Consider the following 17,973-nt stretch of genomic DNA (forward strand, 5'->3'; position numbering starts at 1 on the left):
GTTTTCTGGCGGGCGTGGCTTGGTGTTGATATTATTTTGTCATTTTCAGGGCGTGGTGCGCATCCAGGGGGCGGGCAGATGACTGAGGCGGTTCATTCGGTGGTGTTCCAGGATGCGGTGCTGGAAGGGCTAGAGCGCGAACAGGCTGCACGGCGGCGGGTGGCGTTCGAGTTTGCCGGCGAGGGCTTCGAGTTCTTCCGCATCTGGATCGTCAACCTTCTGCTCACCATCGTCACGCTGGGTATCTATTCGGCCTGGGCCAAGGTGCGCACGCAGCGCTACTTCTACGGCAGCACCCGTCTGGACGGCGCCAGTTTCGACTATCTCGCCAGCCCGCTGAGCATCCTCAAGGGGCGCCTGGTCGCCTTCGCCATGCTGCTGGTGTACGTACTCGCCAGCGAGTTCGTGCCCCTGCTCGGGGCGGTGTTGATGCTGTTCTTCATCGCGATCATGCCGTGGGTCATCGTCCGCGGCCTTGCCTTTCGCAACCATTACTCGGCCTGGCGTGGGCTGCGCTTCGGCTTTGATGGGCGCGTCGGCGAGGCCTACGTGGTATTCCTGCTGTGGCCGCTGCTGAGCGTGCTGACGCTGGGCCTGCTGTTCCCGTATGCCTTTTTCCGCCAGCAGCGCTTCATCATCGACAACACGCGCTATGGCGTCACGCACTTCAGTTTCGCTGCCGGCGCCGGCAAGTTCTATACGCTCTTCCTGATCGTTCTTGGTGTCTTCCTGGCCGGAGCGATCGTCGCCGGGGTGCTGGGCACGGTCTTCCCGCCGCTCTCCATCCTGCTCATGGTGGCCATGTACCTGCTGGCGATGGCATTGTTCGCGGTCAGGCTCACCAATCTGCGCTTCAACAACACCACCATCGATCGCCACGCGACCGCCGCCGATTACCGCCTCGGCTCCTACGCTGCGCTCATGTTCACCAACACGCTGGCGATCGTGCTCACCCTGGGTTTGTTCTACCCGTGGGCGAAGGTACGCAGCGCCCGTTACGCGGCTGCACACATCGCCCTCGATGCCGATGGCGACCTCGATCGCTTTGTCGCCGACCAGGGCGCTGCCTTGAGTGCCGTGGGCGGTGAGATCGGCGATGTCTTCGACGTCGACCTGGGCTTCTGATGCAGGTCGCCGGGCATTTTCAGGGTGGTAGCAGCTCTCGCCGCGTGGCGGCGACCTTGCGGTGCGAGCGCGGGCAGGTGAGGGTGGTGGCGGAGGGGGGCGATCTGCTCGCGGTGGCGGAACGCGACGAGGTCGAGGTGTCGTCGCGGCTGGGCAACACGCCGCGCTTCATCCGCTTCAAAGGGGGAGAGGCCTTCGAGACGGCGGACAACGACGGTGTCGATCGGTTGTTGCCGGCAGCAGGTGCAGGATTGCTCCATCACCTCGAGTCGCGCCTGCGCTATGTGCTGCTAGGCGTGCTGGTGACGGTGGCCTTTGTGTGGGCGAGCGTGCAGTGGGGTGTGCCGATGGCTGCGCGTGCCATTGCTGCATCATTGCCGCAGAGCGTGCATGCGCACGCGGACAGCCTGGTGCTGGAGCTGATCGACCGCCAGATGATGGCGCCGAGCAGGCTCGACGCCACAGAGCAGCAGCGTCTGCAGGCCTTGTTTGCGCCCCTTGCGGCGGAGCTTGGCGAGGACCCGCCGATCCGCGTGCTGTTCCGCCTTGCCAGCGACGAGATCGGCGCCAATGCGCTCGCCTTGCCGGGCGGCACCATCGTGTTTACCGATCAGCTGGTCGGGCTCGCACGCAGCGACGAAGAGCTGATCGGCGTGCTCGCTCACGAAATTGGCCATGTCGCACATCGGCATGCGATGCGGCGCTCGATCCAGGCCTCGATGATGGGTGTTCTGGCTGCGGTTGTGGTGGGCGACGTGTCTGCGGTGTCGTCTGCCGTCACCGCACTGCCGCTGATCCTCACCGAACTTGGCTACTCGCGCAGCTTCGAGCGCGAGGCCGACGACCACGCGGTGGACATGATGCGCCGCCATGGTGTCGACCCGCGCCATCTGGCCAACATGCTGCAGCGCCTCGATCCGGCGCAGGGCGGCGTGGGTAGCTACCTGTCCACCCATCCGCCAACGCCAGAACGCGTGCGCGCCATCCACGAGCGCGCCGCGCAGTAGGCACGCGTCAGCGCGCGATCGGCTTGTAGCGGATACGCTTCGGCTTCGCGCCTTCTTCGCCCAGGCGCTTCTTCTTGTCCTCTTCGTATTCCTGGTAGTTGCCGGCGAAGAAGGTCCATTGCGAATCGCCTTCGGCCGCCAGGATGTGGGTGCAGATGCGGTCGAGGAACCAGCGGTCGTGCGAGATCACCAGCGCGCAGCCGGCGAACTCCAGCAGCGCGTCTTCGAGCGCGCGCAGGGTCTCGACGTCGAGGTCGTTGGACGGTTCGTCCAGCAGCAGCACGTTGCCGCCCTGGATCAGGGTCTTGGCCAGGTGCAGGCGCCCGCGCTCGCCACCCGAGAGATTGCCGACGATCTTCTGCTGGTCGCCGCCCTTGAAGTTGAAGCGGCCGATGTAGGCGCGGCTGGGCATCTCGAAGCGGCCCACGGTAAGCACGTCGGCGCCATCGGAAATGGCGTCGAACACCGTCTTGTCGTTGGCCAGCCCCTCGCGGGTCTGGTCGACGGCGGCGATCTTGACCGTGGTGCCGATCTCGACCGTGCCGGAATCAGGCGTGTCGCGGCCTTCGATCATCTTGAACAGCGTCGATTTGCCCGCGCCGTTGGGGCCGATGATGCCGACGATGGCGCCCGGCGGGATGCTGAAGCTGACGTTGTCCATCAGCAGCTTGTCGCCGAAGGCCTTGCTGACGTTGTGGAACTCGATGACCTTGTCGCCCAGGCGCTCGCCGGGTGGGATGAAGATTTCCTGCGTCTCGTTGCGGCGCTGGTACTCGACGCTCGCCATTTCCTCGTAGCGGGCCAGGCGGGCCTTGGACTTGGCCTGGCGCGCCTTGGGATTGGAGCGCGCCCATTCCAGCTCGGTCTTCATCGCCTTCTGGTGCGCAGCTTCCTGCTTGGCTTCCTGCGCCAGGCGGTCACCCTTCTGCTCGAGCCATGACGAGTAGTTGCCCTTCCACGGGATGCCGTGGCCGCGGTCGAGTTCGAGGATCCACTCGGCGGCGTTGTCGAGGAAGTAGCGGTCGTGGGTGACGGCGACCACAGTGCCGGGGAAGCGGGTGAGGAACTGCTCCAGCCAGTCGACCGATTCGGCGTCGAGGTGGTTGGTGGGCTCGTCGAGCAGCAACATGTCGGGCTTGGACAGCAGCAGCTTGCACAGCGCGACGCGGCGCTTCTCACCGCCGGACAGGTTGCCGATCACGGCGTCCCAGGGCGGCAGGCGCAGCGCGTCGGCGGCGATTTCCATCTGGGTCTCGACGTCGCTGCCGGCCGTCGACAGGATGTTCTCGTACTTGGCCTGTTCCTCGGCGAGCTTGTCGAAGTCGGCGTCGGGTTCGGCGTAGGCGGCGTAGACCTCCTCCAGCTTCTGGCGGGCTTCCATGATCTCGCCAAGCGCGGACTCGACCTCTTCCTTCACCGTCTTGGCGGGGTCGAGCTCGGGCTCCTGAGGCAGGTAGCCGATGCGCTGGCCGGCGAGCCACTGCACTTCGCCGTCGTATTCCTTGTCCACGCCGGCCATGATGCGCAGCACGGTGGACTTGCCCGAGCCGTTGAGGCCGAGCAGGCCGATCTTGGCGCCGGGGAAGAAGGAAAGGGAGATGTCCTTGATGATCTGACGCTTGGGCGGAACGATCTTGCTCACGCGCAGCATCGACATGACGTATTGGGCCATGGGGGAGGGTCCTGCTGAGTCGGAAAGGGCTGCAGTCTACAGCATCCCCTCGATGTCCTTCACCAGTTCCTCCGGCGTGGTCGTCGGTGCGTAGCGTTCGATGCGCTCGCCGTCACGGCTGACCAGGAACTTGGTGAAGTTCCACTTGATGGCCTCGGTGCCGAGGATGCCCTTGGCGTGCTGCTTGAGGTGCTTGTAGAGCGGATGCGCGCCATCACCGTTGACCTCGATCTTGGCGTACATCGGGAAGCTCACGCCGTAGTTCTTCTCGCAGAAGGCGCCGATCTCTTCCGCGCTGCCTGGCTCCTGGGCGCCGAACTGGTTGCACGGAAAACCGAGCACGACCAGGCCGCGGTCCTTGTAGGTCTGGTAGAGCTTCTCGAGGCCGGCGTAGTGCGGGGTGAGGCCGCACTGGCTGGCGGTGTTGACGACCAGCAACACCTTGCCGGCATGTTCGCCAAGGGTGGTGGTGCCGCCGCTGAGGCGCTCGACTTCGATCTCGTACAGATTGGAATTCATCGTGTCTCTCCGTATGGGTCCTTGTCCGCTTGTCGGCAATCGGGGTGAATGCCCCGTTCCGCAGCGGCTTCGACGCGTGCAGGGTGACACAAGTTCGGTGCTGCGGGGTGGTGCTCAGCGATGGCCGGGGCGCGGTCGCAGGCGGGGCGCCAGCTCACCCGCAGGCACTGGCCTGCCAATAAGATAGCCCTGCAGCTGGTGGCAGCCCTGTGCGACGAGGAAGCTGCGTTGCGCCTCGGTCTCCACGCCTTCGGCGATTGCCTCCAAACCCAGGCTGTGGGCCATGCCGATGATGGCCGAGGCAATCTTGCCCTCGTTGCCTTCTGCGCTGATGTCACTGACGAAGCTGCGGTCGATCTTGAGCGCATTGACCGGGAACTGGCGCAGGTAGTTGAGCGACGAGTAGCCGGTGCCGAAATCATCGATCGACAGACGCACGCCCATGTCGCGCAGCCGGATCAGGGTGTGGATGTTACGGTCGATGTCGCGCATCAGCATGGTTTCGGTGAGCTCGAGCTCGATCACCTCGGGTGCAAGGCCGGCATCGTTGATCGCGTTCGATATCTGGGAGACGATGTTCTGCTGGGCAAGCTGCTGTGCGGACAGATTCACTGCGACCGGCACGATGTCGAGGCCGGCATCGAGCCAGGCGCGTTGCTGGCGGCAGGCCTCGCCGAGCACCCACTCGCCGATCGTGCCAATGAGCCCGATCTCCTCGGCGAGCGGTATGAAGCGGCCGGGGGCGACCAAGCCCAGCTCCGGATGCTGCCAGCGCAGCAGCGCCTCCAGCCCGAGCAGCCGGCCGCTGATCGCGCACTCCTTGGGCTGGTAGTGCAGCAGCAGTTCGCCGCGGTCTGCCGCCCCGCGCAGCTGGTTCTCGAGCAGCAGCTGGCCGAGCGAGGAGGTGTTCATCTCGGCCGAGAAGAACTCGAAGCCATTGCGTCCGGCTTCCTTGGCGCGATGCATCGCGGCGTCGGCGTTGCGCAGCAGGGCCGAGGGCGTGCCGCCGTCCTGGTCGTAGAGCGCGATGCCGATGCTTGCGGTCACCGTGATCCGGTGCTCGCCCAGCTGGCATGGAAGCGCCACTTCGTCGAGGATCTTGCGCGCGATGAGTGCGGCATCGTGAGCGCCGTCGACCTCCTGCAGCACGATCACGAATTCGTCGCCGCTCAGGCGTGCCAGCGTGTCGGTGTCGCGGATCGTGCTGCGGCAGCGTTCGGTGATCTGCAGCAGCAGGCCGTCACCACTCTCGTGCCCGAGGATGTCGTTGATCGTCTTGAAGCGGTCGAGGTCGAGCAGCAGCACCGCTACGCCGCGTTTGTGCCGTCGCGCCTGCAGCAGCACCTGTTGCAGGCGGTCCTGGAGGAGAGCGCGGTTGGGCAGGTTGGTGAGCGGGTCATGATGGGCGAGATGCAGGATGCGCGCCTCGGCCTCCTTGCGTTCGGTGATGTCGGAGAAGATGCCGATGTAGTTCAGGACCTTGCCGTCCTCGCCATGTACCGCGCTGATCGACAACCACTCGGGATAGATCGAGCCGTTGCGCCGACGATTCCAGATCTCGCCTTGCCACTGGCCACGGCTGTTGATGGCCGACCACATGCGGCGGTAGAAGCCCGCATCCTGGCGACCGGAGTTGAGCAGCCCGGGGTAGTGCCCGATCACCTCGTCCAGGGTGTAGCCGGTGATCCGGCTGAACGCCGGGTTGGCCGCGATGATGGTCCCCGCGGCATCGGTGATCAGCATGCCCTCGCTCGAGCTGGTGAATACGGTCGCATAGCGCGTCAGCTCAGCCTCTGCACTGCGGAGCGCTGCGACGGTGGCATTGAGCTCGACGTTGGTGTCCGCTACTGCCAGCGTCGTCTTGCGCAGCCGGATGGCAGTCAACAGCAGGAAGACTCCGAGCCCCAGGGCAACCGCGAGCAGCAGCACGAGGTGGGCCTGGGTGCGCGCTGCGGCCGACTTGTAGCCAGCCGCATAGCTTTCCACGAGGACCTCGCCCTGGCGCGCGCTGGCCAGCGCAAGCAGGGCGGATGAGAGCTCGTCCAGGCGCTGGTGCCTGGCCTGGGCGGGCTCCGTGATCCGCGCCAGTTCCTCCTGGAGGGCCGCGACCAGCTGTTGCTTGTGCTGCTGCATTCGGGCGTAGCTGTCGAGCTGATCGAGAACGCGCAGCCTCTCCTCGTGGGTCAGGAACGATGGCGTGTCGTGGAGCGCATCGATCAGCGTCCGCATGCGTGCGCTGTGTGCTTCGACCGCCTGCCAGCTGCCGATGTCCAGGCGGCTCGCGATGGTTGCGGTGTTGAGCTCGGCATCCACCTGACGGATCTCGCGCAGGTCGCGTGCATAGCGCAGGTGCTCGCCGGTGGTGACCGCGCCGGCCTGGACGAAGAGGCTGCCCACGACGGCGAGCACGACCAGCCCAAGCACCAGCAGCCTGATGTGGGTCGAGGTCCTCAGCAGCCTGGAGACGGCGGCACGCGTCATGCGCCGTACGCTCCGGGTGACCTACCGGCCGGGCAGCACAGAGAAAGGAACAGAGAGGCGGGTATGGGTGTTTTCACGGGCCGCGATGCTAGCGGCCCAGGTGTGATCAAATTTGATAAATATCAAGAAAAAGGGGATAGCACGAGCGCATGCGCGCCTGTCATCGCCCGCTCACTTGTCGACGAAAGCACGTTCGATCACGTAGTCGCCGGGTACGCCGATGCGCGGCGACATGGAGAAACCACGCGCGTCGAGCAGGTCGCAGCAGTCCTTGTTCATCGCCTGGCTGCCGCAGATCATGACGCGGTCTGTGGCCGGGTCGAGCGCGGGTAGGCCGATGTCGGCGAACAGCCTGCCGGATTCGATCACATGCGTGATGCGGCCGGTATTGCGGAAGGCCTCGCGGGTGACCGTGGGGTAATAGATGAGCTGTTCGCTCACCTGCTCGCCGAAGAACTCGTTCTGCGGCAGCACGCGGGTGATGAAGTCGGTGTAGGCGAGCTCGGCAACGAAGCGCACGCCGTGCACCAGCACCACCTTGTCGAAGCGCGCATAGGTTTCCGGATCCTGGATCACGCTCAGGAAAGGCGCCAGGCCGGTGCCGGTGGCGAGCAGGTAGAGGTGCTTGCCGGGGTTGAGGTCGTGCAGCACCAGGGTGCCGGTGGGCTTCTTGCTCACGACGATGGGGTCGCCCTCGCGCAGGTGCTGCAGGCGTGATGTCAGCGGGCCGTCAGGCACCTTGATGCTGAAGAACTCGAGATGCTCCTCGTAGTTGGGGCTGGCGATGCTGTAGGCGCGGGTCAGCGGCTTGCCATCGACGTCGAGCCCGATCATCACGAACTGGCCGTTCTCGAAGCGCAGGCCGGGATTGCGCGTGGTACGAAAGCTGAAGAGGGAGTCGTTCCAGTGATGGACGCTGAGGACACGTTCGGTGACGAGGTTGCTCATGACGGCTGCGGACCCTGTGGGGGTGATTCGGATGTCCTTGATTCTAGGCTCGCGTCGTTAGTGATCTGGTGGATAATAGTGATATCACTTACCTATTGAATCGATATGAGGTTCACGCTCCGTCAGATGCAGGTGTTCGTCGAGATCGCGCGCAGCGAGAACGTCTCGCGTGCGGCTGAAGCGCTCGCACTGTCGCAGTCGGCCGCCAGTGCGGCGTTGGCCGAACTCGAGAGCCAGTTCGATCAGCAGCTCTTCGACCGCGCCGGCAAGCGTCTGCGCCTGAACGAGCAGGGCAGCCTGTTGCTTGCTCATGCCGTAGAGCTGCTGGACCGCGCCGAGGAGATCGACGCCTTGCTGCGCGGCGAGCGTGGTCTGGGTAACCTGCGGGTGGGGGCCACCCTCACCATCGGCAACTACCTGCTGCCGCTCATTGTGTCGAATTTCCTGCAGGCGCATCCCGAGAGCAGGGTGCGCCTGCAGGTGCATAACACCGCCACCATTGCTGCCATGCTGCTGCGGCACGAGATCGATCTGGGGCTGGTCGAAGGCCAGGTCGTCGATGCGGCGCTCGAGGTCGAGCCCTGGGTGGAGGACGAACTGGTGGTGTTTTGTGCGCCGGGGCATGCGCTGGCCAAAGGGGGGCAAGTCGGGCTGGATGCGATCGCCCACCAGCCCTGGATTCTGCGCGAACGTGGTTCGGGTACGCGTGAGACTTTCGACCAGGCCTTGCGCCACTGGCCGGGCGGCATCGTGCCGCGGCTTGAACTCGAGCATACCGAGGCCGTCAAGCGTGCGGTCGAGAGCGGACTGGGACTGGGCTGCCTGTCCAGGCTCGCCCTTCGCGATGCCTTTCGCCGTGGCAGCCTGGTGCCGGTCGACACCCCGCAACTCGACCTGCGGCGGTATTTCTACTTCGTCTGGCATCGTGGCAAGTACCACAGCCGCGTCATCCGTCGATTCCTGGAGGACTGCCGCGCCTTCACTGGCGGCGCACGGCGCAGTGACCAGATTCCGCTGCCGCCGGTGCCCTGAGTCCCGACTGGCGCCTCGTTGGCGATGAAATAGCGACTTGCGTTGCGCCTACGGGATGCCGACGCGCGCTAGTGGGCGCTGTAGGAGCGGCGCGAGCCGCGAGGGGTTGAAGGCGACGAGGCGCATAAAAGCTCGCGGCTGGCGCCGCTCCTACCGGGGATGACGCGCGCTGTGAGGGGGCTGTAGGAGCGGCGCGAGCCGCGAGGGGTTGAAGGCGACGGGGCGCATAAAAGCTCGCGGCTGGCGCCGCTCCTACCGGGGGTGACGCGCGCTGGGGGGCTGCAGGAGCAGCGCCCGCCGCGAGCCTTTACCTTCAGGCTGCGCCGCGGCGGCGGAAGTCGCGCGGCCGGAAACCGAGCGCGAACAGCGTGGCGAAGTAGGCCGCAGCGCCCGCAACCACGACCACGCCAAGCCGCCCGGCACGCTCAAGGCCGCCGATCTCGAGCCACAGCGTCGCCGGACCGCCCGCAAACCACAGCACCCCTCCCATTACTGCCAGGGCCGCCAGCAGCTTCAGTGCGAATATCCCCCAGCCGGCTTGCGGCGTGTAGATGGCGCGCTTGCGCAGGCCGCGGTAAAGCAAAGCCGCGTTGAGGCAGGATGCCAGCCCGATCGCCAGCGCCAGCCCGGCATGGCGCAATGGGAAGACGAAGGCCAGGTTCATCAGCTGGGTGGCGCATAGCGTGATGAGGGCGATCTTCACCGGGGTGCGGATGTCCTGGCGGGCGTAGAAGCCCGGCGCCAGCACCTTCACCAGGATCAGGCCGGTCAAGCCGATGCTGTAGGCGACCAGCGCGCTGCGTGTCTGCATCACGTCGGTTGCCGAGAAGGCTCCGTAGTTGAACAGGGTCGCCACCAGCGGCACCGCCAGCAGCGCCAGGCCCAGGGCCGCGGGCAGAGTCAGCAGCAGGGTCAGGCGCAGGCCCCAGTCGAGCAGCGAGGAGAACTCCTCGCCCTTGTCGTCGGCATGCAGCTTGGACAGGCTGGGCAGCAGGATCGTCCCCAGCGCCACGCCCAGCAGGCCGGCGGGAAACTCCATCAGGCGGTCGGCGTAGTACAGCCAGGACACGCTGCCGCTCTCCAGGAAAGAGGCGAAGATGGTGTTGATCAGCAGGGAAATCTGGCTCACCGACACGCCCAGGATGGCGGGCGCCATCAGTTTCATGACGCGGCGCACGCCAGGGTCGGACATGTCCAGGTCGAAGCGTGGCAGCATGCCGATCTTCATCAGCGGACGGATCTGCAGGATCAGCTGCAACAGCCCGCCGATGAACACCGCCCACGCCAGCGCCAGCACCGGCGGGTCGAAGTAGGGCACGGCGAACAGAGCCATGCCGATGAAGGCGAGGTTGAGCAGGACCGGTGTGAATGCCGGGATGGCAAAGCGGCTCCAGGTGTTGAGGACGCCGCCCGCCAGCGCCACCAGGGACATGAAGAAGATGTAGGGGAAGGTGATGCGGGTGAGTTCGACTGTGAGCTCGAATTTGCCCGGGTCACCCGAGAAACCCGGTGCCGACACGTAGATGATGAGCGGTGCCGCCAGTGCGCCGAGTGCCGCCACGACCGCCACGATCAGCCCGAGCAGGGTTGCGACGCGGTTGACCAGGGTGTGGGTTGCCGCCTCGCCCTGGCGGTTCTTGTATTCAGCGAGGATCGGCACGAAGGCCTGGGAGAACGCCCCTTCGGCGAACATTCGCCGCAGCAGGTTGGGCAGGCGGAAGGCGACGAAGAAGGCGTCGGTGGCCATGCCGGCGCCGAAGGCGCGGGCGATGACGAGGTCGCGCACGAAGCCGAGGATGCGGGACAGCAGGGTCATGCCGCTGACGGTGGCGAGGGCGCGCAGGAGGTTCATGAGGTGCGGGGCAGTGCAGGTTGCAGTTCGGGAGGCGATGCAAGGCGCGCATCATAACCGGCTGTGCCGCCAATCCGTAGCCGCCATCGTGATTGCACGGCTGCCGATGCAGGCGAGGGGGCGAAGGCGGGTGCCCGGTTATGGCGGCGGACGAGCTTGCGCACGCCATGGATGTCTCGCCGCCTGAACGGCAGTCCTACATTAATGCGGTTGCCTATTGCATTTGTCCGCGTGGCTCAATATAATCGCGGACTTTTCTAGAACCACCAACACGGAATTCACATTTATGGCCAACTCGGCACAAGCTCGCAAGCGCGCCCGTCAGGCGACCAAGGCACGCGCCCATAACGGCAGCCTTCGTTCCCGCCTGCGTACCGCGATCAAGGCCGTGCGCAAGGCCATCGTGGGTGGCGACAAGGCGGCGGCTCAGTCGGTCTTTCGCACCTCGATGAGCACCATCGACAGCATCGCTGACAAGAACATCATTCACAAGAACAAGGCTGCTCGCCACAAGAGCCGTCTTTCGGCCGCCGTCAAGGCAATGGCCGTCTGATTCTTGAAGTATGCCGGCGTCCAGGCGCCGAGACTGGAAAAGCGACCTGCGGGTCGCTTTTTTGTTAGCTGCCTGGGCTGAAGATGCGGGCGTCTATGCAGAGCTGCGTCCCAACGTGGGCGGTGCTGATGTAGGAGCGGCGCCAGCCGCGAGGGTTTGAATGCGATAGCGCCGGGATGAGCCGACGAAAAGCTCGCGGCTGGCGCCGCTCCTACAGCGCGCCCATCGCATGGCGGCTCCCCGTAGGAGTGGCGCAAGCCGCGAGGTGTTGAAGGCGATGCCGCCCGAAGGCAGGAGGCTCGCGGCTGGCGCCGCTCCTACAGCACACCCATCGCATGGCGGCTCCCCGTAGGAGTGGCGCAAGCCGCGAGGTGTTGAAGGCGATGTCGCCCGAAGGCAAGAAGCTCGCGGCTGGCGCCGCTCCCGCAGTGAAAGTGAAGACGTGCTCCGCGCTTGTTCCTGCGGTCCGCCTGTCTCTCTGGCGTGTGTTTACAGGGACGTATCGCCCATCCACTCGATCTGCAGGTTGTTGTCGTTGGCGAAGTTAACCATGAACTTGTAGGCCAGCGGCTCGACGTCGTAGAGGCGAGCGTCGACAAGGACGGTCTTGTCACCCTTGAGTGTGCAACCGGGGCGCACATAAGGGGAGTAGGTCATGCGATGGTCGGCGCCAAAGGCCGACATCACGCCGCACAGGCGGTCTGCCCAGTCGCTCGGACGGAATTTCTTCCCCTCCCTCGTGACCCCGACAATGATGAAGTTTTCGATCTTCTGGTTCATGTGTGATGCCTTGGCGGCTTCGGGGGGCGTCGCTGTTGCGGTTCTTTGATGCCGGAATCAGGACGGGCGGCATTCTAGCAGAAAACCGCAGTTGCGCTTTCCGGCGTGTGTTGGCGCGCCATGGGGCTTATGTACAGCGTGCCGGGTTTTGGCTTAATATTCAGCGCTATCCCTGCACGGCGGCGTTTGCCGCCGTGTGCGTTTTCTGGCTTCGTCGAACTCGAGGTATCCCATGTCCCATGTCATGAACACCTACGCCCGCCTGCCGGTGGCCTTCTCCCACGGCGAGGGTGTTTGGCTCTACGACGAGACTGGCAAGCGCTATCTCGATGCCCTCTCCGGCATCGCCGTCAATACCCTCGGTCACAACCATCCGCGACTCGTCAAGGCCATTGCCGACCAGGCCGGGCGCGTGCTGCACACTTCCAACCTGTACGGCATCCCGCTGCAGGACGAGCTCGCCGACCGCATTGCCGAGACGTCCGGCATGGACGAAGTCTTCTTCTGCAATTCGGGCTGCGAGGCCAATGAGGCTGCGATCAAGCTCGCGCGCATGTACGGGCACAACAAGGGTGTCGAGCTGCCTCACATCATCGTCATGGAGCAGGCCTTCCACGGCCGCACCATGGCCACGCTGTCGGCGACCGGCAACCGCAAGGCGCAGGCCGGTTTCGAGCCGCTGGTACAGGGCTTCATCCGTGTGCCCTACAAGGACATCGAGGCCATCCGCAAGGTTGGTGAGCACAACCATGCGGTTGTCGCCGTGATGCTCGAGATGATCCAGGGCGAGGGCGGAGTCAACGTGGCCGACGAGACCTTCCAGCGTGAACTGCGCGCGCTGTGCGACGACAAGGGCTGGTTGCTCATCTGCGACGAGGTCCAGTGCGGCATGGGCCGTACGGGCAAATGGTTCGGCTGGCAGCACGCCGGCACCATGCCCGACGTCATGACCCTGGCAAAGGGCCTGGCCTCCGGCGTGCCGATCGGCGCCTGCGTCACAGCGGGCAAGGCGAAGGGGCTGTTCGGGCCGGGCAACCACGGCTCCACCTTCGGTGGCAATCCGCTCGCTTGCGCGGCGGGTCTGGCGACCTTCGGCGCCATTGTCGACGACAAGCTCATGGACAACGCCGTTGCCGTGGGCGATGCGATCCGCAAGGGTATGGCCGAGGCGCTCGAGGGCGTGGCTGGCATCGTCGATATCCGCGGCCGCGGCTTGATGATCGGCATCGAACTCGACCGCCCCTGCGGCGCGCTCATGGCGCGTGCCGCCGAGCAGGGGCTGCTGCTGTCGGTCACCTCCGAACGCGTGGTGCGCCTGCTGCCCGCGCTCACCTTCACCGCTGCCGACGCCCAGACGCTGGTGGCCATGCTGGCGCCGATGATTCGCGACTTCCTCGCGAACGGCTGAGGATTGCCTATGACTTCAATCAAGCACTATCTGCAGTTCAAGGACTTCACCCGCGAAGAGTATGACTACGTGTTCGCGCGTGCCAAGTGGATCAAGGATAAGTTCAAGCGCTACGAGCCCTACCATCCGCTGTTCGACCGCACGCTGGTAATGATCTTCGAGAAGGCCAGCACCCGCACCCGGCTGTCGTTCGAGGCTGGCATGCACCAGCTCGGCGGCTCGGCCATCTATCTGAATACGCGTGACTCGCAGCTCGGCCGCGGTGAGCCGGTGGAAGATGCCGGCCAGGTCATCTCGCGCATGAGCGATATCGTGATGATCCGCACATTCGAGCAGGACATCGTCGAGCGCTTTGCCGCCAACTCGCGGGTGCCGGTCATCAACGGCCTCACCAACGAATACCACCCCTGCCAGATCCTCGCCGACATCTTCACCTTCATCGAGCATCGCGGCTCCATCCAGGGCAAGACGGTGGCCTGGATCGGTGACAGCAACAACATGTGCAATACCTGGCTGCAGGCGGCCGAGGTGCTGGATTTCAACGTGCATGTGTCGACGCCGCCGGGCTACGAGGTCGAGCCCGAGCGCGCGGGTCTCTACGGTACCGATCACTTCGAGCAGTTCGCCGACCCGATGGACGCCTGCCGCGGTGCCGACCTGGTGACCACCGATGTGTGGACCTCGATGGGCTTCGAGGCCGAGAACGAGGAGCGCATGAAGGCCTTTGCCGATTGGTGCGTCGATGCAGACATGATGGCCGTCGCCCACAAGGACGCCGTCTTCATGCACTGCCTGCCCGCGCACCGCGGCGAGGAAGTAACGGCCGAGGTCATCGATGGCCCGCAGTCGGTGGTGTGGGACGAAGCCGAGAACCGGCTGCACGCGCAGAAGGCGCTGATGGAATACCTGATGCTTGGCCGCATCGAGAACTGAGCTACGAGACAATCACGGCATGCACGGGCGTGTGTGCCGGCAACACAGCAGGAAACAGGAAAACAGCATGAGCGACGTCAACAAAGTAGTGCTCGCCTACTCGGGCGGGCTGGACACTTCGGTCATCCTGAAGTGGCTGCAGGACACCTACCAGTGCGAAGTGGTCACCTTCACCGCCGACCTCGGCCAGGGCGAAGAGCTCGAGCCCGCGCGCACCAAGGCGCTCAAGTTCGGCATCAAGCCCGAGAACATCTTCATCGACGACCTGCGCGAAGAGTTCGTGCGCGACTTCGTCTTCCCGATGTTCCGCGCCAACACCGTCTACGAAGGCGAGTACCTGCTCGGCACCTCGATCGCACGCCCGCTGATCGCCAAGCGCCAGATCGAGATTGCACGCGCCACCGGCGCCGATGCCGTCTCCCACGGCGCCACCGGCAAGGGCAACGACCAGGTTCGCTTCGAGCTCGGCTACTATGCGCTGATGCCGGGCGTGAAGGTCATCGCGCCGTGGCGCGAATGGGATCTGCTGTCGCGCGAGAAGCTGCTGGCCTATGCCGAGAAGCACGGCATTCCCATCGAGATGAAGCACAAGCAGGGCGGCTCGCCCTACTCGATGGATGCCAACCTGCTGCATATCTCTTTCGAGGGGCGTCACCTCGAGAACCCGGCCGCCGAGGCCGAAGAGTCGATGTGGCGCTGGACGGTGTCGCCCGAGGCCGCACCGGACGCCGCCGAATACGTCGACCTGGAATTCGAGCAGGGCGACCTCGTTGCCATCAACGGCACGCCGATGAAGGCGCACGAACTGCTCGCCAAGCTCAACGAGCTGGGCGGCAAGCACGGCATCGGCCGCCTCGACCTGGTGGAGAACCGCTACGTCGGCATGAAGAGCCGCGGCTGCTACGAGACCCCGGGCGGCACCATCCTGCTGCGTGCCCACCGCGCCATCGAATCGATCACGCTCGACCGCGAAGTCGCCCACCTTAAGGACGACCTCATGCCGCGCTACGCCAGCATGATCTACAACGGCTACTGGTGGAGCCCGGAGCGTCAGGCCATCCAGGCGCTGATCGACCACACCCAGCAGACCGTCAATGGCTGGGTGCGCCTCAAGCTCTACAAGGGCAACGTCATCGTCACCGGCCGCGACTCGAAGACCGATTCGCTGTTCGACCCGACGATCGCCACCTTCGAAGATGACGCCGGTGCCTACAACCAGAAGGACGCACACGGCTTCATCCGCCTCAACGCGCTGCGCATGCGTATCGCCGCCAGCGCCAAGGCCAAGCGCAGCTGATCCCGAAGGGGGCGGCTTGATCCGCCCCCCTGTGCTGCGAAGCTCAATCCCCATACAACGCTGCGATGAATAACGATGATTTCATCCTCGGGCTCAGCTTTACCGAGTTCGAGGATCTCGCCCTCCAGATCGGCCTGACCGGGCTGATCCTGTTCATGATGTTCATCATCTGGAACCTGGGCAAGGAGTCCAAGGCCGGCCGCTACGGCATGCTGTGGATGTTCCTTGGCCTGGGCGTGGGCTTCGTCGGCTTCGTCGCCAAGGGCATCATCCAGAAGTTGCTCGGCATCGAATAAGGAGTCCGTATCTCATGGCCATCACTGCCACCTTCGACGGCGTAACCGTCACCACCCAGGCCAACGTCTATTTCGATGGCAAGTGCGTCAGCCACGGCATCCAGCTCGCCGACGGCACGAAGAAGTCGGTCGGTGTCATCCTGCCGGCGACGCTCACCTTCAACACGGGCGCGCCCGAGATCATGGAAGGGGTCGCTGGCAGCTGCCGCGTGCGCCTGAAAGGCGAGGCGGACTGGAAGACCTACGGCGCCGGCGAGTCCTTCAACGTGCCGGGCAATTCCAGCTTCGACATCGAAGTCGCCGGCGAGCCCTACCACTACATCTGCCATTTCGGCTGATCGCGGAGGAGGGGAGTCATGCCGTCTTTCGACATCATGTCCGAGGTCGATCAGCCCTCGCTGCGCAACGCCGTAGAGCAGGCCAACCGCAAGGTTGAGGGTCGCCACGACTTCAAGGGCACCAGCGCCAAGATCGAGCATGCCGACAAGCTGCTCACCATCCATGGCGACAGCGACTTCCAGCTCGACCAGATCAAGACCATCCTGCTGCCCGAGATGACCAAGAAGAACGTCGACGTCCGCTGCCTGGACTACGGCGACGTGCAGAAGGTCTCGGGTAACAAGGTCAAGCAGGAAGTAAAGGTGCGCGTGGGCGTCGACCAGGACCTCGCCAAGAAGATCGTCAAGCTGCTGAAAGACAGCAAGATGAAGGTCCAGGCCGCCATCCAGGGCGACGCCGTGCGCGTCTCCGGCGCCAAGCGCGACGTGCTGCAGGAGGCGATCGCGCTGGTCAAGAAACAGATCACCGATTTTCCGCTCCAGTACGGGAATTTCCGCGACTGAGGGGCGGCCCCAGGAGGCAGAGGCCGCATGACCGATACATGGGCTTGAACGATCGTGAGATGATGTCGGCACTCTCGTCGCGATGTTCATGCCCGTCATGCAGGCCATTACCCTTATCCGCCGCGCCGCAGCCCTGCTGCTGCTAGTCCCTGGCCTCGCCCCCGCTGCGGATGTGGAGCTTGCCGGCGTGTTCGGCAAGCGTGCGGTGCTGATGGTCGACGGCGGCGCTCCGCAAACGCTTGGTATCGGGCAACGTTCAAAAGAGGGCGTCGTGGTGCTGGAGGTCGATGGGCGCTCCGCGCTCATCGATGTGGGCGGTGAGCGGCGCCGGGTCGCCCTCGGCGAAGCGCCGCTGCGCATTCAGCCGCCGACGCCGCAGGCAGACCTCGGCTTGAGCGTCAGCCTGACTCCCGATCCGCAGGGGCATTACTGGGCGCAGGGCTCGATCAATGGCGCTGCAATGCGTTTCATGGTCGATACGGGCGCCACCTATGTCTCGATCGGTGCGGACGAGGCGCGTCGAGCCGGTATCGATTACCGCAAGGGGCGCGAAGTCATCATGAACACTGCCAACGGCCCCAGCACGGCCTGGCTGCTGACACTGGACCGGGTCAGCGTCGGTGGCATCGTGTTGTACGGTGTCCAGGGCACGGTACATGAACAGGGGCTGCCCGTGCCACTGCTCGGCATGAGTTTCCTCAGCCGCCTCGGCATGCGGAGCGAGGCCGGCCTGCTGGTGCTGACGCGTCGGTACTGAGCCGGCTGCAGGTTCAGTTCCAGCACTTCGCTACATCGCCTCCTGCGCCGCGAAGACCGGTGTGGGTGAGGGTAAGGGTGCCGCATGCGTCGCCGCTCATTACGCCCTTTGGCGTGGCCGATAGCGTGTACGTACGGTCAGTAATCGTCGGATCTATCGTGTATTTCTCTGCCCCGCTTCCTGGTGTTCTCTTAGCCGGGATACGATCTTTGGTTTCTACGCGTTTGTTCTCACCCGGCTTATCGGGGTCCTCAATCGTCTGCCACCGATATGTGTTTTCGACTGTGAAGTTTCGTTCCAAGAACTGTGCGTTTTCAAGAAGTGCCGCGCGCGCTTCCGCACGGTTGGCGCGAATGACGTAGTCCCGGTAACCGGGATACGCAATCGACGCCAGAATGCCGAGAATGGCCACGGTGATCATCAGCTCGACCAGTGTGAAACCAAGGGTGTGTTTCGTGTTCATTCGAATGT

18 protein-coding genes are annotated in these 17,973 nt (G+C 64.6%); 11 read left to right on the forward strand and 7 right to left on the reverse strand.

Going from position 1 to position 17,973, the window contains the following annotated elements:
• Positions 1-78 precede the first annotated feature (78 nt).
• Together B447_RS00205 and B447_RS00210 are read left to right on the forward strand one after the other, a co-directional pair.
• On the forward strand, positions 79-1,125 hold the full coding sequence (locus B447_RS00205; RefSeq protein ID WP_002935500.1) for a YjgN family protein: 1,047 nt from the start codon (positions 79-81) through the stop codon (positions 1,123-1,125).
• On the forward strand, positions 1,125-2,132 hold the full coding sequence (locus B447_RS00210) for a M48 family metallopeptidase (RefSeq protein WP_198291726.1): 1,008 nt from the start codon (positions 1,125-1,127) through the stop codon (positions 2,130-2,132). The genes B447_RS00205 and B447_RS00210 overlap by 1 nt, the downstream gene beginning before the upstream one ends.
• Before the next feature lie 7 nt (positions 2,133-2,139).
• Here the strand turns inward: B447_RS00210 and ettA are convergent, their stop codons facing one another.
• The 4 genes from ettA to B447_RS00230 form a co-directional block, all read right to left on the reverse strand.
• Positions 2,140-3,804 carry an energy-dependent translational throttle protein EttA gene (gene ettA, locus B447_RS00215; protein ID WP_002929301.1) on the reverse strand — a complete coding sequence of 555 codons (1,665 nt, stop codon included), beginning with the start codon at positions 3,802-3,804 and terminating at the stop codon, positions 2,140-2,142.
• Positions 3,805-3,840: 36 nt separating this feature from the next.
• Positions 3,841-4,323: a glutathione peroxidase gene (locus tag B447_RS00220; RefSeq protein ID WP_002935502.1), complete on the reverse strand. Its 483-nt coding sequence runs from the start codon at positions 4,321-4,323 to the stop codon at positions 3,841-3,843.
• A gap of 114 nt (positions 4,324-4,437) precedes the next feature.
• A complete protein-coding gene (locus B447_RS00225; RefSeq protein WP_002935503.1) occupies positions 4,438-6,804 on the reverse strand; it encodes an EAL domain-containing protein in 2,367 nt (788 codons plus the stop codon).
• 171 nt (positions 6,805-6,975) lie between these two features.
• Positions 6,976-7,752, reverse strand: coding sequence for a ferredoxin--NADP reductase (locus B447_RS00230; protein ID WP_002929304.1), 777 nt, complete (start codon positions 7,750-7,752; stop codon positions 6,976-6,978).
• A 105-nt stretch (positions 7,753-7,857) separates the two neighbouring features.
• Between B447_RS00230 and B447_RS00235 the strand changes: the two genes are divergently transcribed.
• Entirely contained in the window at positions 7,858-8,784 is a 927-nt protein-coding gene (locus B447_RS00235; RefSeq protein ID WP_002935504.1) for a LysR family transcriptional regulator, read from the forward strand.
• A 313-nt stretch (positions 8,785-9,097) separates the two neighbouring features.
• Here B447_RS00235 and murJ read toward each other — a convergent pair whose 3' ends face one another.
• Complete coding sequence (murJ, locus tag B447_RS00240) at positions 9,098-10,636, reverse strand: murein biosynthesis integral membrane protein MurJ (RefSeq protein ID WP_002929308.1); 1,539 nt, start codon at positions 10,634-10,636, stop codon at positions 9,098-9,100.
• Between the two features lie 286 nt (positions 10,637-10,922).
• Here murJ and rpsT point away from each other — a divergent pair, with 286 nt between their 5' ends.
• Positions 10,923-11,189 (forward strand): 30S ribosomal protein S20, encoded by a 267-nt coding sequence (gene rpsT, locus B447_RS00245; protein ID WP_002929309.1) that lies wholly within the window; start codon positions 10,923-10,925, stop codon positions 11,187-11,189.
• 489 nt (positions 11,190-11,678) lie between these two features.
• Here the strand turns inward: rpsT and B447_RS00250 are convergent, their stop codons facing one another.
• A complete protein-coding gene (locus B447_RS00250) occupies positions 11,679-11,969 on the reverse strand; it encodes a DUF3579 domain-containing protein (protein ID WP_002935505.1) in 291 nt (96 codons plus the stop codon).
• A gap of 232 nt (positions 11,970-12,201) precedes the next feature.
• On the opposite strand from B447_RS00250, the gene B447_RS00255 reads away from it, so the two are divergent.
• The 7 genes from B447_RS00255 to B447_RS00285 all read left to right on the forward strand — a co-directional run bounded on the left by B447_RS00255 (position 12,202) and on the right by B447_RS00285 (position 17,502).
• Entirely contained in the window at positions 12,202-13,377 is a 1,176-nt protein-coding gene (locus B447_RS00255; protein ID WP_002935506.1) for an aspartate aminotransferase family protein, read from the forward strand.
• A 9-nt stretch (positions 13,378-13,386) separates the two neighbouring features.
• Positions 13,387-14,310, forward strand: a complete 924-nt coding sequence (gene argF / locus B447_RS00260; RefSeq protein ID WP_002927364.1) for an ornithine carbamoyltransferase — start codon at positions 13,387-13,389, stop codon at positions 14,308-14,310.
• A gap of 67 nt (positions 14,311-14,377) precedes the next feature.
• The gene (locus B447_RS00265) at positions 14,378-15,607 is read left to right on the forward strand and encodes an argininosuccinate synthase (RefSeq protein WP_002935507.1); all 1,230 of its coding nucleotides are present in this window, start codon (positions 14,378-14,380) and stop codon (positions 15,605-15,607) included.
• Positions 15,608-15,672: 65 nt separating this feature from the next.
• Complete coding sequence (locus B447_RS00270; RefSeq protein WP_002935509.1) at positions 15,673-15,903, forward strand: DUF2788 domain-containing protein; 231 nt, start codon at positions 15,673-15,675, stop codon at positions 15,901-15,903.
• Between the two features lie 14 nt (positions 15,904-15,917).
• Positions 15,918-16,241, forward strand: a complete 324-nt coding sequence (gene ppnP, locus B447_RS00275; protein WP_002927355.1) for a pyrimidine/purine nucleoside phosphorylase — start codon at positions 15,918-15,920, stop codon at positions 16,239-16,241.
• An 18-nt stretch (positions 16,242-16,259) separates the two neighbouring features.
• Complete coding sequence (locus B447_RS00280) at positions 16,260-16,745, forward strand: YajQ family cyclic di-GMP-binding protein (RefSeq protein WP_002927353.1); 486 nt, start codon at positions 16,260-16,262, stop codon at positions 16,743-16,745.
• 88 nt (positions 16,746-16,833) lie between these two features.
• Positions 16,834-17,502, forward strand: coding sequence for a retropepsin-like aspartic protease family protein (locus B447_RS00285; protein WP_232431392.1), 669 nt, complete (start codon positions 16,834-16,836; stop codon positions 17,500-17,502).
• A 13-nt stretch (positions 17,503-17,515) separates the two neighbouring features.
• Here the strand turns inward: B447_RS00285 and B447_RS00290 are convergent, their stop codons facing one another.
• Entirely contained in the window at positions 17,516-17,965 is a 450-nt protein-coding gene (locus tag B447_RS00290; protein ID WP_002935512.1) for a type IV pilin protein, read from the reverse strand.
• Between the last annotated feature and the right edge of the window lie 8 nt (positions 17,966-17,973).

The sequence above is a fragment of the Thauera sp. 27 genome (assembly GCF_000310125.2).
Lineage (GTDB): Bacteria > Pseudomonadota > Gammaproteobacteria > Burkholderiales > Rhodocyclaceae > Thauera > Thauera mechernichensis.